This is a genomic window from Bradyrhizobium barranii subsp. barranii (assembly GCF_017565645.3).
GTDB classification, from domain to species: domain Bacteria; phylum Pseudomonadota; class Alphaproteobacteria; order Rhizobiales; family Xanthobacteraceae; genus Bradyrhizobium; species Bradyrhizobium barranii.
The window spans coordinates 169,856-183,370 of record NZ_CP086138.1; the positions used below are offsets into that span (position 1 = coordinate 169,856).

Annotated in this window: 8 protein-coding genes and 7 pseudogenes; 6 read left to right on the forward strand and 9 right to left on the reverse strand. The window is 59.5% G+C overall.

Annotated features, from left to right (window positions below; all coding sequences use genetic code 11):
- Positions 1-116 precede the first annotated feature (116 nt).
- Complete coding sequence (locus J4G43_RS54095) at positions 117-416, reverse strand: DUF3892 domain-containing protein (protein ID WP_028154453.1); 300 nt, start codon at positions 414-416, stop codon at positions 117-119.
- On the opposite strand from J4G43_RS54095, the gene J4G43_RS54100 reads away from it, so the two are divergent.
- On the forward strand, positions 417-1,451 hold the full coding sequence (locus J4G43_RS54100; protein WP_225005990.1) for a hypothetical protein: 1,035 nt from the start codon (positions 417-419) through the stop codon (positions 1,449-1,451).
- Positions 1,452-1,858: 407 nt separating this feature from the next.
- Positions 1,859-2,266 (forward strand): DUF4365 domain-containing protein, encoded by a 408-nt coding sequence (locus J4G43_RS54105; protein ID WP_129557665.1) that lies wholly within the window; start codon positions 1,859-1,861, stop codon positions 2,264-2,266.
- Here J4G43_RS54105 and J4G43_RS54110 read toward each other — a convergent pair.
- From J4G43_RS54110 to J4G43_RS54120, 3 genes and pseudogenes are all read right to left on the reverse strand, one after another.
- Positions 2,148-2,825 (reverse strand): annotated as a pseudogene (locus J4G43_RS54110) (IS256 family transposase); the annotation flags it as partial. The gene J4G43_RS54105 and the pseudogene J4G43_RS54110 sit on opposite strands and share 119 nt — an antisense overlap.
- A gap of 37 nt (positions 2,826-2,862) precedes the next feature.
- Positions 2,863-4,146 carry a cystathionine gamma-synthase family protein gene (locus tag J4G43_RS54115; RefSeq protein WP_028154486.1) on the reverse strand — a complete coding sequence of 428 codons (1,284 nt, stop codon included), beginning with the start codon at positions 4,144-4,146 and terminating at the stop codon, positions 2,863-2,865.
- 279 nt (positions 4,147-4,425) lie between these two features.
- Positions 4,426-5,721 (reverse strand): NEL-type E3 ubiquitin ligase domain-containing protein, encoded by a 1,296-nt coding sequence (locus J4G43_RS54120; RefSeq protein WP_166354479.1) that lies wholly within the window; start codon positions 5,719-5,721, stop codon positions 4,426-4,428.
- Between the two features lie 107 nt (positions 5,722-5,828).
- Here J4G43_RS54120 and J4G43_RS54125 point away from each other — a divergent pair.
- Positions 5,829-6,988, forward strand: a pseudogene (locus tag J4G43_RS54125) (IS110 family RNA-guided transposase).
- A gap of 1,177 nt (positions 6,989-8,165) precedes the next feature.
- Here J4G43_RS54125 and J4G43_RS54135 read toward each other — a convergent pair.
- The 4 genes and pseudogenes from J4G43_RS54135 to J4G43_RS54150 form a co-directional block, all read right to left on the reverse strand.
- Positions 8,166-8,441 (reverse strand): annotated as a pseudogene (locus J4G43_RS54135) (transposase domain-containing protein); the annotation flags it as partial.
- Positions 8,442-9,492: 1,051 nt separating this feature from the next.
- Positions 9,493-9,789 (reverse strand): hypothetical protein, encoded by a 297-nt coding sequence (locus tag J4G43_RS54140; protein WP_080586951.1) that lies wholly within the window; start codon positions 9,787-9,789, stop codon positions 9,493-9,495.
- A 276-nt stretch (positions 9,790-10,065) separates the two neighbouring features.
- A complete protein-coding gene (locus J4G43_RS54145; protein WP_129557693.1) occupies positions 10,066-10,410 on the reverse strand; it encodes a hypothetical protein in 345 nt (114 codons plus the stop codon).
- A gap of 66 nt (positions 10,411-10,476) precedes the next feature.
- On the reverse strand, positions 10,477-10,773 hold the full coding sequence (locus J4G43_RS54150; protein WP_028154587.1) for a hypothetical protein: 297 nt from the start codon (positions 10,771-10,773) through the stop codon (positions 10,477-10,479).
- Positions 10,774-10,795: 22 nt separating this feature from the next.
- Here J4G43_RS54150 and J4G43_RS54155 point away from each other — a divergent pair.
- A pseudogene (locus J4G43_RS54155) lies at positions 10,796-11,374 on the forward strand (IS110 family transposase); the annotation flags it as partial.
- An 8-nt stretch (positions 11,375-11,382) separates the two neighbouring features.
- Here the strand turns inward: J4G43_RS54155 and J4G43_RS54160 are convergent.
- Positions 11,383-12,069: pseudogene (locus tag J4G43_RS54160) on the reverse strand (IS256 family transposase); the annotation flags it as partial.
- 285 nt (positions 12,070-12,354) lie between these two features.
- Here J4G43_RS54160 and J4G43_RS54165 point away from each other — a divergent pair.
- Together J4G43_RS54165 and J4G43_RS54170 are read left to right on the forward strand one after the other, a co-directional pair.
- Positions 12,355-12,690, forward strand: a pseudogene (locus J4G43_RS54165) (transposase); the annotation flags it as partial.
- Positions 12,690-13,226, forward strand: a pseudogene (locus J4G43_RS54170) (IS256 family transposase); the annotation flags it as partial. The pseudogenes J4G43_RS54165 and J4G43_RS54170, both read left to right, overlap by 1 nt.
- Positions 13,227-13,515: the final 289 nt, after the last annotated feature.

Below are 13,515 nucleotides of genomic sequence, written 5' to 3' on the forward strand. Positions count from 1 at the left end.
GCCGTCCGCACCAAGTCCGTGGCTCCGTGGGCCTCTCGTACCGTTTACCGTCAAAGCGGCCGAAAGGAAAAAGCGCTAGGCTGCGGAGGGCACGGTCTTAGCTGCGGATGCCTTCGCTACAGGGAGAATACGGGCGGGCACTCAGCGAGTGAAAGAAGGCTGTCTGGCTGAATGCCGTCTGCCGTCGTCTTGATGTACTTGTGCCCTTCGTGTTTGGCCACGATCAAACCAGCAGTGAGCCCGTCTTCCTGAACATAGAATTCCCACGCGCCGCTTTCGATGTCTCTGATCGTCTGAACGACAGATTGCTTCCAGTGACTTCCGTTCGAATATACCCCGCCGATGCTGCTAATTCTCTCGTGGGGCTTCGTCCTGTCGGTCTTATCGATGCAACGAACGCGAGCGAGTCTAGCCACGTGGCTCTCTCCTTCCGCATGCAAAGTAGCAACCAGCTTAGCGTTCAGTGGCGGACCATGCCGCCGCCAATTCAGGTAGGTGCCCCGGATACTTGTCTGCGCTATAATCTGGTGGCGCTTTCGAGAAGTGGCGCTTTCGAGAAGTGGCGCTTTCGAGAAGTGGCGCTTTCGAGAAGTGGCGCTTTCGAGAAGTGGCGCTTTCGAGAAGTGGCGCTTTCGAGAAGTGGCGCTTTCGAGAAGTGGCGCTTTCGAGAAGTGGCGCTTTCGAGAAGTGGCGCTTTCGAGAAGTGGCGCTTTCGAGAAGTGGCGCTTTCGAGAAGTGGCGCTTTCGAGAAGTGGCGCTTTCGAGAAGTGGCGCTTTCGAGAAGTGGCGCTTTCGAGAAGTGGCGCTTTCGAGAAGTGGCGCTTTCGAGAAGTGGCGCTTTCGAGAAGTGGCGCTTTCGAGAAGTGGCGCTTTCGAGAAGTGGCGCTTTCGAGAAGTGGCGCTTTCGAGAAGTGGCGCTTTCGAGAAGTGGCGCTTTCGAGAAGTGGCGCTTTCGAGAAGTGGCGCTTTCGAGAAGTGGCGCTTTCGAGAAGTGGCGCTTTCGAGAAGTGGCGCTTTCGAGAAGTGGCGCTTTCGAGAAGTGGCGCTTTCGAGAAGTGGCGCTTTCGAGAAGTGGCGCTTTCGAGAAGTGGCGCTTTCGAGAAGTGGCGCTTTCGAGAAGTGGCGCTTTCGAGAAGTGGCGCTTTCGAGAAGTGGCGCTTTCGAGAAGTGGCGCTTTCGAGAAGTGGCGCTTTCGAGAAGTGGCGCTTTCGAGAAGTGGCGCTTTCGAGAAGTGGCGCTTTCGAGAAGTGGCGCTTTCGAGAAGTGGCGCTTTCGAGAAGTGGCGCTTTCGAGAAGTGGCGCTTTCGAGAAGTGGCGCTTTCGAGAAGTGGCGCTTTCGAGAAGTGGCGCTTTCGAGAAGTGGCGCTTTCGAGAATATGTCTCACGAGAATATGTCTCAGGAGCAAAGGTGGACAGTCTTGCCAATCCAAGGGGGAAGGCTGGCCACCTAAGTTAGCGGTGCGTTGCAGGGACAGCGCTTCGTTGTCCGTCACGAATCGCCGAGTCACGTGCCGCTAACTTCACCGGCAGCGCGGGTGTGGCAGGGACAGCGTCGCTCGCATTTCCGGCGCCGAGTCGCGCCTGCGCTGCTTACGGTCACTGAGACGAGATCATCACGCGGATGGCGTGATGCAGCGCGTCGTGCGCGTATGGCCGGAAGATCAACCTGGAAAGAAGATTGAGCCGGCATCGATGATTGGTCAGCATGGCGGGCGGAGCGCGCCCGGCGTCAACGTTGCCCCCCGCAAATCGGTAGGCTGCGTGGAGCAGTGGGGCGAGGAGGGCGGCGGAGCACCAAAGCATCGACTATTCGGCGGGAACTATGGTATGGGGGTGCAGTGTGGTTTGAAGGTAAGCCATGGATGCACTTCTCGCAGAGACCGACAAGCAAGAAGCGTACTCACTCGCGTACGTTTGTGCGGTAGCGGCTAGCGCCGGTTATGTCGTAGCCACCCGTCATTTTGATCGTGATAGTATCGACCTCACGATTGAGGCCGGCGAATCGATGCGCCCCAAGATTGATATCCAAGTAAAGGCGACCATCAACTTGGACGGGGACGGAAGTGTTTTCAGGTATAAGCTAAAACAGAAGAACTATGACGACCTCCGGATTGAAAGGTACTGTCCAGAATCTTTCGCACTTTTGATCAGGCGACGGCTCCGGTTTCAGAGAGTTGTGGCTGATAGAGCGGTCGCATGTTCATGTAGCATTTGGTCGACCACGCCGTTCCGGCAATGTGCCGCAGCCGGGCCGCCGCCAAGTTGAGACAGGATTGACCGTCGGGGAAGGCGCCGATGACACGGGGTCGTCGCCGGATCTCCTTCATGATGCGCTCGAGCGGATTGTTCGTTCGAATCTTCCGCCAATGGATATCTGGAAAGGCATAGTAGGCGAGCGTCTCGTGAACTGCCTGCTCGACGAGATCAGCAGCTTTGGCCATACGGCTTGCCCGCAGATCCGCGATGACGGTCCTGGCTTTGTCGTCGGCCGCGGCGCGGCTCTCCTGGGCATGAATGGCCTTGAGCATGTGGCTCACCTCGCGGACCCGGGTCGACGGCACGTGGCTGAAGACATTGCGATAAAAATGCACCATGCAGCGTTCATAGCGTGCCTCGGGCAGATAATCCGCAACGCTTTCGACAAGACCTCGGCACGCGTCGGAAACCACCAACTGCACGCCCTTGAGACCGCGATCGACGAGATGCCGCAGAAACGATGACCAGCCGGATTTGTCCTCCTTGGCGCCCTCACAGATGCCGAGGATCTCCCGGACCCCCTCGGCATTGACTGCCGAGGCCACCAGCAGCGAGACGTTGCGAACCTCAGCGTGCCGCGCGTCCAATCCGCTTTGATTCCCTCGCTCAAGCCGCGTTCAGCGCCTGCGCGAGGTCCGCGATCAGATCCGACGGGTTCTCGATGCCGATCGACAGCCGGATGGTGGAATCGAGCACGCCGATCTTTTGGCGGATGTCGGCGGGAACGCCGGAATGGGTCATGGTCGCGGGCAGGCTCGCGAGCGATTCTGTGCCGCCAAGGCTCACCGCCAGCTTGAGGATCTGTAGCGCGTTGAGGAATTTCACCGCCGCGTCCTTGCCGCCGACGATGTCGAACGAGAAGGTCGATCCCGCGCCCAGGCATTGCCGCGCGAATACACGGCCCGAGGGCGAGGCCTCCTCGTGATGACCGAGATAGTGAACCCTGGCGACCTTGGGGTGGTCGCGCAGATAGCTCGCCACCAGCCGCGCATTCGCATCGGCCTTTTCCATGCGCAGGTTCAGCGTCTCCAATGAGCGGTTGATCATCCAGCACGAATGCGGATCGAGCTGGGTGCCGATGGCGCCGCGCAGCGCCTTGATGCCCTTCATGATCGCCTTCGATCCGAGCGCGGCGCCCGCGATCAGGTCGGAGTGGCCGCCGACATACTTGGTCAGCGAATACAGCGACAGGTCCGCGCCGTGCTCGATCGGGCGCTGAAACACCGGGCCGAGCAGCGTGTTGTCGCAGGCGATGATCGGCGTGTGTCCCTGGGTCTTGCCGACGGAATCGGCGATGCGGCGGATCATCGCGATGTCGACGAGGCCGTTGGTCGGATTGGCCGGGGTCTCGATCAGGATCATTGAAACCCGCCCCCGACCCATCGCTTCCTCCGCGGCCTGCCTGACCAAGGCTTCATCGATTCCGTCGGCAAAGCCGGCCGCGCCGATCGACAGCCGCGCAAGCGTGTTCGTCAGCAGCGTTTCCGTGCCGCCATAGAGCGGCTGGGAATGCAGGATGACATCGCCGGGGCGGACGAAGGCGAGAATCGTGGTCGCGATGGCCGCCATGCCCGACGAGAACAGCGCGCAGCTTTCGGTGCGCTCATAGACCGCGAGCCTGTCCTCGACGATCTCGCTGTTGGGATGGTTGAAGCGCGAATAGACCAGGCCCGCGCCCATGCCTTCCGGCGGCTCGCGCCGGCCGGCGACGTAATCGAAGAAGTCCTGGCCGTCTTCGGCCGTCTTGAACACGAAAGTGGAGGTCAGGAACACCGGCGGCTTGATGGCGCCCTCCGACAATTGCGGATCATAGCCATAGGTCAGCATCAGGGTTTCCGGATGCAGCATATGGTTGCCGATATGGGTCTTCGACGGGAACGGTTTTACCATGGCTGCCTCGCTGTTCTGATGCTTGCCCCGCGTTGCGGGCCGAATCGGTGGTACACGGCGGTGGTCACAAAATCGAGCCCCGCCTTTTTGGACTCCTTGTTTTCCGGCGGTTTTCGTGCAGTTGCGGCATCGGGGAAGGGAGTCCGACTCTCACCGCTACTTGCACGAATTTTAGCCGCTCACCTGAGCATGCGCCGGCTTTTAGGTCGGCGCTCCGCAGTCTGACGGACAGCGCTACGCCTCATGCGAATTAACAGCCTCCTGCAGTCAAAGGCTGCTTCACAGCCTGAGGCCGTGATCATTGAGCACCCTATCCCTTAGAGCGCCCTTGATCTCGCGGGCAATTTCCTTACGGACCTCGGCACCTAATTCTCGCTTGGCATCCTCGACGAGATCAGAATCAGTTCCACTCAAGCCTCTGTCGGCGAGCTGTTGCTCCAGTCTGTTGTCGAACTCTTCGCCCATTGCATCAATGAGCTGGTCCTGCATCGCAGCATGGTCGTCAGGGGCGATGCGAGAAACCACATCGTCCCAAGGTTGCCAGTCCGTCGCCAAATAGTCAGCAATTTCCGCCGCTTCCTTATTCCGCACGGTTATCTCTGCATTGTCAACGTGAGCGTCGGTGACGCCGGAAACTTCAAAGAAGCGCATATTCGGCGCGACGTGCTGCAGTCCCAGCCGCTCGCGTAGCTTGTTCTGATAAGCAAGATAGACCTCGATGGGATCGATGTTTTCGGCGCTGTCGACGGAGCCGAGCGAGTCAGCCTTCTCGCGCGCGATCCCCTCCAGAGCGTCCAAGCCGAACATGACGCGCCCCAGTTCGATGAGATCGGGAAGGCGTGCCCCATCGTCATAGACGCCGTTCTCCACGTCTGCGATGAGACGTGCGGTTTGCATACCGTTCCAAGTCAACGTTCTGCGATCCTCGCAGGTCTGGTTAGCATCGGCGGCCAGCTGAAAGTACTGCGCACGCAATTGCGGGTTCTTCGCCGCCTCTCGTAGATCATTCGCCACCGACTGTTGGAATTCCTGATTGTCAGAGTTGACGGACTCGAACAGCTTGCCGAGGAAAAGCGCGTACTCTTCAGCACCCGGCTCTTCTGCAGAGGTCCGCCAAGCGTCCAGCACCTCCCGATCGCCGTCTTTTGGATTGCCCCTGAGCCAGCCTGCGACGGCTTCAGTGAGAGAGGCGTCCTGTTCATCGTCTGTCGATGATAGTTCACTCGCGTCGTTGTCCGGAAGCATGACGGATGGACCGGCATAACCCGCGGCGCTGACGGCTGTATGCAGGTTCGTCAGCACCTGCTCCGGCAGCGGATTTCCATACAGATCTACGTTGGCATCAGCCCCCAACTGCGTCAGTAGGTTCTCGGGTAGGCTGGTTAGCTGGTTATAGTTAGCAAAGAGGTGCTCGAGCCCGGGCGGGAGCGCCTCGGGTAACCTGGTTAGCTCGTTGCGGTTAACTGCGAGAGTAGTTAGCGTAGCAGGGAGGTTCTCCGGCAGACTGCTCAATTGATTGTGGCTGACGTCGAGCCACTCAAGCCCAGCAGGGAGGACCTCCGGCAGATTCGGCAACTGATTGTGGCTGACATCGAGAAACTGAAGCGCGGGAGGAAGATGCTATGGGGCGGTGGCGAGGATATTGCATCTATCGTTGCTAATGTGAACCGATGGAGCGCCCCATGCAAAAGTTGAACGATCTGAGCCGATCCCCGAGCCCACTCGATCCGGACGGCACGCTGATCGCCGTTATCGAACTGAGCCTGTCGAGCTGGCTCGTCGCCGGCATTGTGCCTGGTGTCGAGCGCCAGCCATTGAAGAAGCTCGCGGTCGATGAGAGCGCATTGCTGAAATTGCTGCATCGATGGCGAGATGAAGCGGCGAAGGCTGGGCATCACATCAAACGCATCGCTGTCGCTTTCGAGGCCGGCCGTGACGGCTTCTGGCTGGCGCGCTGGCTCAGGGCACATGATATTGAGGTCCACGTCATTCACGCATCGAGCGTCGCGGTATCGCGCGAGCACCGGCGCGCCAAGACCGATCGGCTCGACACCAGCTTGCTCAAACGCTCTTTTCTCGGCTGGCTGCGCGGCGAGCGTGATCACTGCAAGATGGTGGCGATCCCGACAATCGAGGACGAAGACGCCAAGCGGCCCAACCGCGAGCACGAGAGCCTCGTGGGAGAGCGGAGTCGGATCGTCAACCGAATGAAAGCAGCGTTAATTCGGCTGGGCATCCGCGGCTTCAATCCCAAGCTAAAGAAGGCAGCCGGACGCCTTGAAGATTTGCGCACTCCTGAGGGAGAGCCAATACAGCCCAACATGTTGGCTGAGCTGCGTCGCGACATGGAGCGCCGCCAGCTGATCAATGATCAGATCCGCCAAATCGAGGATGCTCGCCTGGAACGCATCGAGCAAGCGCCCGGTGATGGACCAAACGCCATGGTGCTCCTACTGGCGCGGGTGATCGGGGTTGGCATCGAGACGGCCGCCATGCTGGTGCAGGAGGTGCTGGCGCGAAACATGCGCGATCGACGGGCCGTCGCACGTTATGCCGGCCTCACGGGTTCGCCCGACGAGAGTGGATAAAACGGCGAGAGAAAGGGCTGGCCCGTTCCGGCAACGCTCGGGTTCGACGCGGCATGATCCAATTGGCGTGGCGATTTCTCATGCTCCAGAAGGACAGCACCTTGGCGCAGTGGTTTCGAGGCCGCACTGAGAGCACCCGCGGCACTCGCAAGACCATGATCGTGGCCTTGGCGCGCAAGCTTCTGATCGCCCTGTGGCGGCTGGTGCGCGAGGGCGTGGTACCGGACGGCGTCGTTCTGCGCCCGGCGCAATGAACGGAGGTCACTGAAGGCACCCGACAGTTTCGGCCCACTCCGTCCGCTTGTGACGGGCCGCCGATGACGGTTCGAGGTGGCGGGGTCCCGAGTTGCCCCATGGCTGTCATGCCGAGAGGAAGAATGGGTCCGCCGCCTCGGAGCTTCGCTGCCGATGCGCATGACTGCATCATGGTTCGGGTCCCTGGACCCACCGGATACAAGGTTGTGGCGCGACTGATCCGCGCCCGAAAGCGGGCTCCCCTCTGATCGTCATCCCGACCGCACCCACCGTGCCGGCGTGCTCGAAGCTGTCAAGGTGTGGCCTCGCAAGAGCGAAGCATCTCGAAAGGTTGGTCCGCCGGCCAACCTTGACAGCCCCTGCGCGCGACGGCCTGGCGCTGCCGCGGGTCGGGACGAAGAAACGGGCTTTCAGATCGAACAAAGAAACTGACGAAGGACAAGACATGCGTTGCACTGCCGAACTTCTTGACAAAAGAAGCCCCATACAAGGGCCTCAGGCAGGCTAGCTAGTCGGTTATCACTCGCGTTGAGATAATCGAGACGGGCCGGAAGGGCGGGCAAGTTGGTCAGCTGGCTGTGACTGACGTTGAGCGACTCGAGGGTGGCGGGCAGGCTATCGGGCAGCCTGGTTAGGCGGTTGAAGGGAACGTCGATCCGCCTGAGGTCGGTCGAAAATCTGGGCAAACTGGTCAGGGACAACGATTCGAGATCGAGATGTTGATTGAACAAAGATTTAATCGCGTTAGGGCTTCTTCTCGATCCTCGAGCGGGCCCACGTCCCGTTCGGCAGCCCAATTTTCAACCGTCCGGTCTTGGTCGTCCTCCACATGAGCTGAATCTGCCACGTCATAGCCTGTCAGCACTCCGTCCCACTGCGTTTTCCTGCCCCTCTTGTCCGTTCGAAGAGATCCCATCGCCGCGCTGAATACGTCCTGCCTCAAAAGGATCCATTCCATACTCCCTTGCCAAGACTGAGCAGACTCAGTCCACTACGACACGTTGTAACCTCTGAAGCACTTACCTGTCGGTAAGCTGACGAAGAAGCTATCGCCAGGTGGCGGCTATCGGATTGGAAAGGCGGTGATGTTGCTCCTGAGGGGTAAGCGCGATTTTCCCCGCACGTTGACGCCGGCGGTTTTGATGGATTACCGCAGTATCGGGCGATGCCGGCCGTTCAGGCAGTGGCGGCTTTGTGGAAGTTGAAGGGCAGCAGATCGGTAATATCGGCGTCGCCGGCGCGCTGAGGCAATTCAGTGAGGACGTGGCGCAACCACGCTAACGGCTCGACACGTGAGGCGCGGCAGGTCAGCATCAGGCTGTAGACGACGGCACTGGCCTTGGCTCCGTCCACGGTATCGCTGAACAACCAACTCTTCCTGCCAGTTGCAAAAACCCTGATGTCGCGCTCCAGAAGATTGTTGTCGATCGGCATGCTGCCGTCCCCGGTGTAACAAGATCGACAGGGCTGCTCTGCGCAAAACCGTTCTGGAATGGCCTTGCCCGTCAGGTCAATTGATTCTCGACCTCGGCCAGGGCACCTTCCCTACTCGACCTTGACGTGGCGCTCCTCGATCACCTTGCGCCACGCGGGTATCCCTGCCGCAATCAGGTGGTGCAGTTCGGCAGGCGTGCTGACGCCGTACGCAGAAAGCGATCGCGCGCCGACTGATAAGCTTTGTGTAATTTCCTTATCAGTTCGCCGACTGACCCCATTTCTGCAATTTGCTTGTAAGTAGGCGAGTTTACTCAATTTTGTCTGAAACCTTATCGCAGCAGACCAACTGTACGACTCGCCGATCAACTTCCATATGTAGAGCCTTTGTATCCGGTCGAGTCGAAAAGACGGAGCGCGAGCTCAGCGCATGCGTCCTATCTGCCCAAGCCGGGAATTGCCGGCCGGAACACGTTCATGATATCTTGAGTCCGCTCTTTCCTAGCTTCAAGGCCGGGTAGATATGGTGCAACCCATAGCTCGATATGCAAGTGGGTCGGAATGCTGATACCTGCCCTTGATCTGTGGATGTAGTTCAGCCGCAACTTCCACGTCTGACCTCGCAATGTATCTGCCACCCCACATCTCGATGATGTTCTTTAAGAGGTAAGTTGGCTTTGCGAGCCTCTTTGTCGTGGTTTGCGCATCAAACCACTCAAACGCGATCCTGATGCAGTCATCGTGTTCATGCACATTGGTCGGCTGTTGGTATCGGACGCGTTTTTTGGCCTCGGAGATTTGTTCAGTGGTGAGCATACGAGATCATCCTCGTCGCGTCCGCCGCATTGCTAGCCTTGCTACAGACCGTCGATAAATGTCGGGCCCGTTTCCGCAGCACTACGGACGCCTTTGCTCGCGAACAAGCGCGCAGCGGCTTCCCGCCCCCGCTCGTATCCTCTACCATAGCCCAAGCGCCAAGCAAGAAAACCGCTGACGCAAGCTATCAATACGAACGCACACCCAATTACAAAAAGAGAGGGGGCTGCTTGCGGCACAATGCATTCAGGGGTCATTGCGCCTGATCCATCGTCGGGCGCGAGTTGTCCTTCCCGCATTTCACCTCGATTAGATCAAACAGATCTGAACCTCCAACATTCATAAAATTCCGGCCCACTGAAAGTGCCGCCAAACTTACGGAGGTTGTATTGCCGACGTCGAAGGTTGTGGGTGACCCCACATACCATCGGCCGTCCGATCGCTTTGAAAATGCAGAACAGTCGATCGTATTGGACTGTGCGTCCTGCGCGAAAGCCGCGCTCATGAGAGCAATCGGAGGCAATAGGATGCAAGCAATATTCTTCAGCATGGCATGGACCACCAATGAAGGGAGACACCATATGCTGAGGCACTCGCTCCGAGCTAACAAGCTACCAAAAGTTGGAGGGAAGCCATTCTGGAGCATCGCGACGTACAGTGACAATCTCTTGGCTCTATCTGAGTGCAGATGACCAAGACTCTCGGTGCGGTGGGGTCAAACCCCGCCCCACCCGGTTAGCCAAACGGCTCAGTCGACGGCGTGGGCCGACGAACCTCTGCAACAACGTCGTCCTCCGGGCCACGAATGATGACGACGAATCGATGGTTAAACGAATCCTCCACTGAGCCGCCGACCACGGTGCAGGGGCGCCAGGCTTTGCGTCCGGCACCGTTGCGGCGGGCTGACCTCGGCCTCGGACTGCGGCGACAGGAGTTCGCCCACAAGGTCGACCGCGCCAGCGTGCCGGACGATTGGTTTCGGTTTGGGTTTTGGCTGCTGAGTGACCCAGCCCAACAGCGCGCGACGCTCCTCCTGGCCCAAGGGATTGGCCTCTGCTTGCGCGGCAGCTTGGCGGTCGAGAAGCTCGCGCTGTTTTTCCAGTAGCGCCGCGTATTTCGGGTGCACTTCGCGGATGCGATCGATCAGGGCGGGTTCGGAGTTTTTAGCCAATTGATTGACTCTCGATAGGTACGCACACGTGGCGCGATGGTGGGGTGGAAGGTTAGTCGGCAGGGGTTAGTGGTTGGCGTGAACGTTGTGCTCGATTGCCACAACGACCGGCCTGCCATCGCGTTCGCCGATTTCAAAAAGAACGCGCGTCCCGATTGCGGCGGCCACGCCAGCGCGCTGCAGGTCATTGAGCCTGCAAAAAACGCGAACGCCGCGCCGGTCATCGCGCGCAACGAAAGCGTAGCGCTTCGACTCGTTGATGTGGACGATCCGACCAGCGATCGGCCTGTTGCTGAGCCCCGCGTCGGCAGGGTGCTGCGCTTCAGGTTGATGATAAACGTGGTCTTTGTCGAGCAGCCACAAGCATCAGACGGAGAAGCGCAGCATGAAACATTACGCTGGACTGGACGTGTCGGTCAAAGAGACGTCCCTGTGCATTGTCGACGAAACGGGCCGCATTTGCCGGGAAGCGAAGTTGGTGAGTCACCCGGACGATGATCTTCTTGCTGCACTCAACGATCCGATTTGGCGGTTTGATCGGATTGGGCTCGAGGCTGGACCGCTGTCGCAATGGCTGTTCAGCGGGCTGGCGGAGGCTGGCCTGCTGGTAATCTGCATCGAGACGCGACATGCCAAGGCGTTCCTCAAGGCGCAGGTGAACAAGAGCGACCGCAATGATGCGCGTGGCATTGCGCAGATGATGCGCGTCGGCTTGTTCCGGCCTGTCCACGTCAAGACCCTGACCAGCCAAAAGCGACGGGTCCTGCTTGCCGGTCGCAAGCTGCTTCAGGAGAAGGCCATTGCCATCGAGAATGACATTCGTGGGCTGTTACGCAACTTCGGCTTGAAGGTCGGAATTGTGGGGGTGATCGGCTTTGAACAACGTATCCACGAACTCGTCGGCGGTCAGCCGGAGCTGGCCGAACTCATGGAACCGCTTCTCATCGCCCGACGCGTTTTACGCGAACCGGCGACGCCGCGGTTCCTCAGATCGTTCATGACCTTGAGCCAGAATTTGGCGCCTTCGGTTTGCTCGATCCAAAGCCCGAGCACGTCTTTCTCGCCCGATGCAGTGATGCCCAGCACGACGTAGACTGCCTTGTTCTTGACCATCCCCTCATCGCGAATCTTGACCCTGAGCGCGTCGAAGAAGACCACCGGATAGATCGCTTCCAGCGGCCGGCTCTGCCATTCGCGGACCTCGTCGAGAATCGCGTCGGTGACCTTGCTGATCAGATCGGGGGACACCTCGGTGCCGTAGAGCTCGGCCAGATGGCCCTGGATCTCCCGTACCGTCATGCCCCGCCCGTAGAGACTGATGATCTTCTCGTCGAAGCCGTCGAAGCGGGTCTGGCCCTTCGCGACGATCACCGGTTCGAACGTGCCGGCGCGGTCGCGCGGCACCTCGATCTCGATCTCGCCGTCGTCCGTCAACAGCGCTTTGCTGCTTGTGCCGTTGCGGCTGTTGCCCGACCCGCGGCCCGCCGGGTCGCCCTTCTCATAGCCAAGGTGGTGGGTCAGCTCCGCACCCAGTGCGCGCTCCAGAAGCGCCTTCTTCAGTCGTCTGAAAAGCCCGTCTTCGCCGGCTAAGTCTTCTGGCTTGAGGCTGCCCCCGGCAAGAAGCTGGTCCAAAATCTCAGGTGAAAAATTCGTAGCCATGTGAGTCTCCTGTCAAAGGTAAACTCACAGAAACCATCTTACACCGAGTTACTGACACCCTCTCAGCACGCGAGTCAGATTGTTCCGTCTCGTTCTACTGATCCCATGCTGGGAGAGCCATACGGCTGATCCCGAAGAGAAGCACGGCCCCGCGAGCGGTACCGAACCCAAGGAGGCACCCAATCAAGCCCTTGACTAATTCCGGCTCGAGTGATTTCCAGCTTCTGTCTGATCTTCGGATGCTAGCCGGGGAAGTCGCGGAACTCCTTGACGAGATTGAACGGTTTCACACAACTGCATCGCAAAGTGCTTCTACTTGCCCGGGAAAGCGAGGTCTGTCATCGGTTGATGACGATCCCTGGTGTCGGCCCCGTCACGTCGCTGGCCTTTATCAGCACGATCGACGTTCCCGCCCGCTTCAAGAGTTCGAAAGCCGTCGGGCCGTCCCTTGGATTGACGCCAGTTCTCAACCAGTCCGGCGAAAGCCACCGCATCGGCCGGATTTCGCTGTGCGGTGATGAAGCCATGCGAGCGCTACTCTATGAGGCCGCACAGGTCATGCTGACGCGGGTGCAGAAATGGTCCTGGCTCAAGGCGTGGGCCATGCAGATCGCCAAACGAACATCCTGATCGCCGTCGTCGACGGTCTGAAGGGCTTTCCCGAGGCGATCAACAGCGTCTTTCCCAAGGCGATGGTCCAGACCTGCATCGTGCATTTGATCCGCAACAGCCTATCCTTCGTGTCCTGGAAGGATCGCAAGGCGATCCTTCCCTCGATCAAGGCGATCTATCATGCCGAGAATGCCGACGCCGCTCTGCTCAGGCTCGAGGACTTCGAAGCCGAGTGGGGCAAGCGCTATCCCGCGATCGGGGCGGCCTGGCGCCGGGCGTGGGAGCACGTCATTCCGTTCTTCGCCTTCGCGCCGGAGATACGCAAAATGATCTATACCACCAACGCGGTCGAGGCGCTGAACCGTTCGCTGCGCAAGATCATCAAAACACGCGGCAGCTTCCCCAACGACGAGGCGGCGATGAAGCTGCTTTACCTCGCCATCAGAAATGCCGGCATCCATTGGCGACGACCGGTTGCATGGACGGCCGCAATGGGCCAGTTTGCCATCCAGTTCGGCGAGCGCTTTGCAGGCTCAGCGGACTGACCCCATGGGGTCAGTCCGCTGACCCCGCAAACCCCTCACAGAGACGCTCTTACACAAAACTTCTGACACTCCCCGTGCTGATCGCAAGGACGCGACCGTACAAGAGCCCAAAGCGAACTCATCTCGTCCATCGTCCCGCGAGGGACCTCCTCCCGCTAAACAACGGGTGCGTGGACCGCGCGTCGCACTATTGTGCCGCGGGCGTGGCCTCCCGTGTCCAGCGGAATTCCGTTCCGTCGCTCCACATGCGGTGCATGATGACGGCGAGCCGCCGCGCCAAAGCGACGAT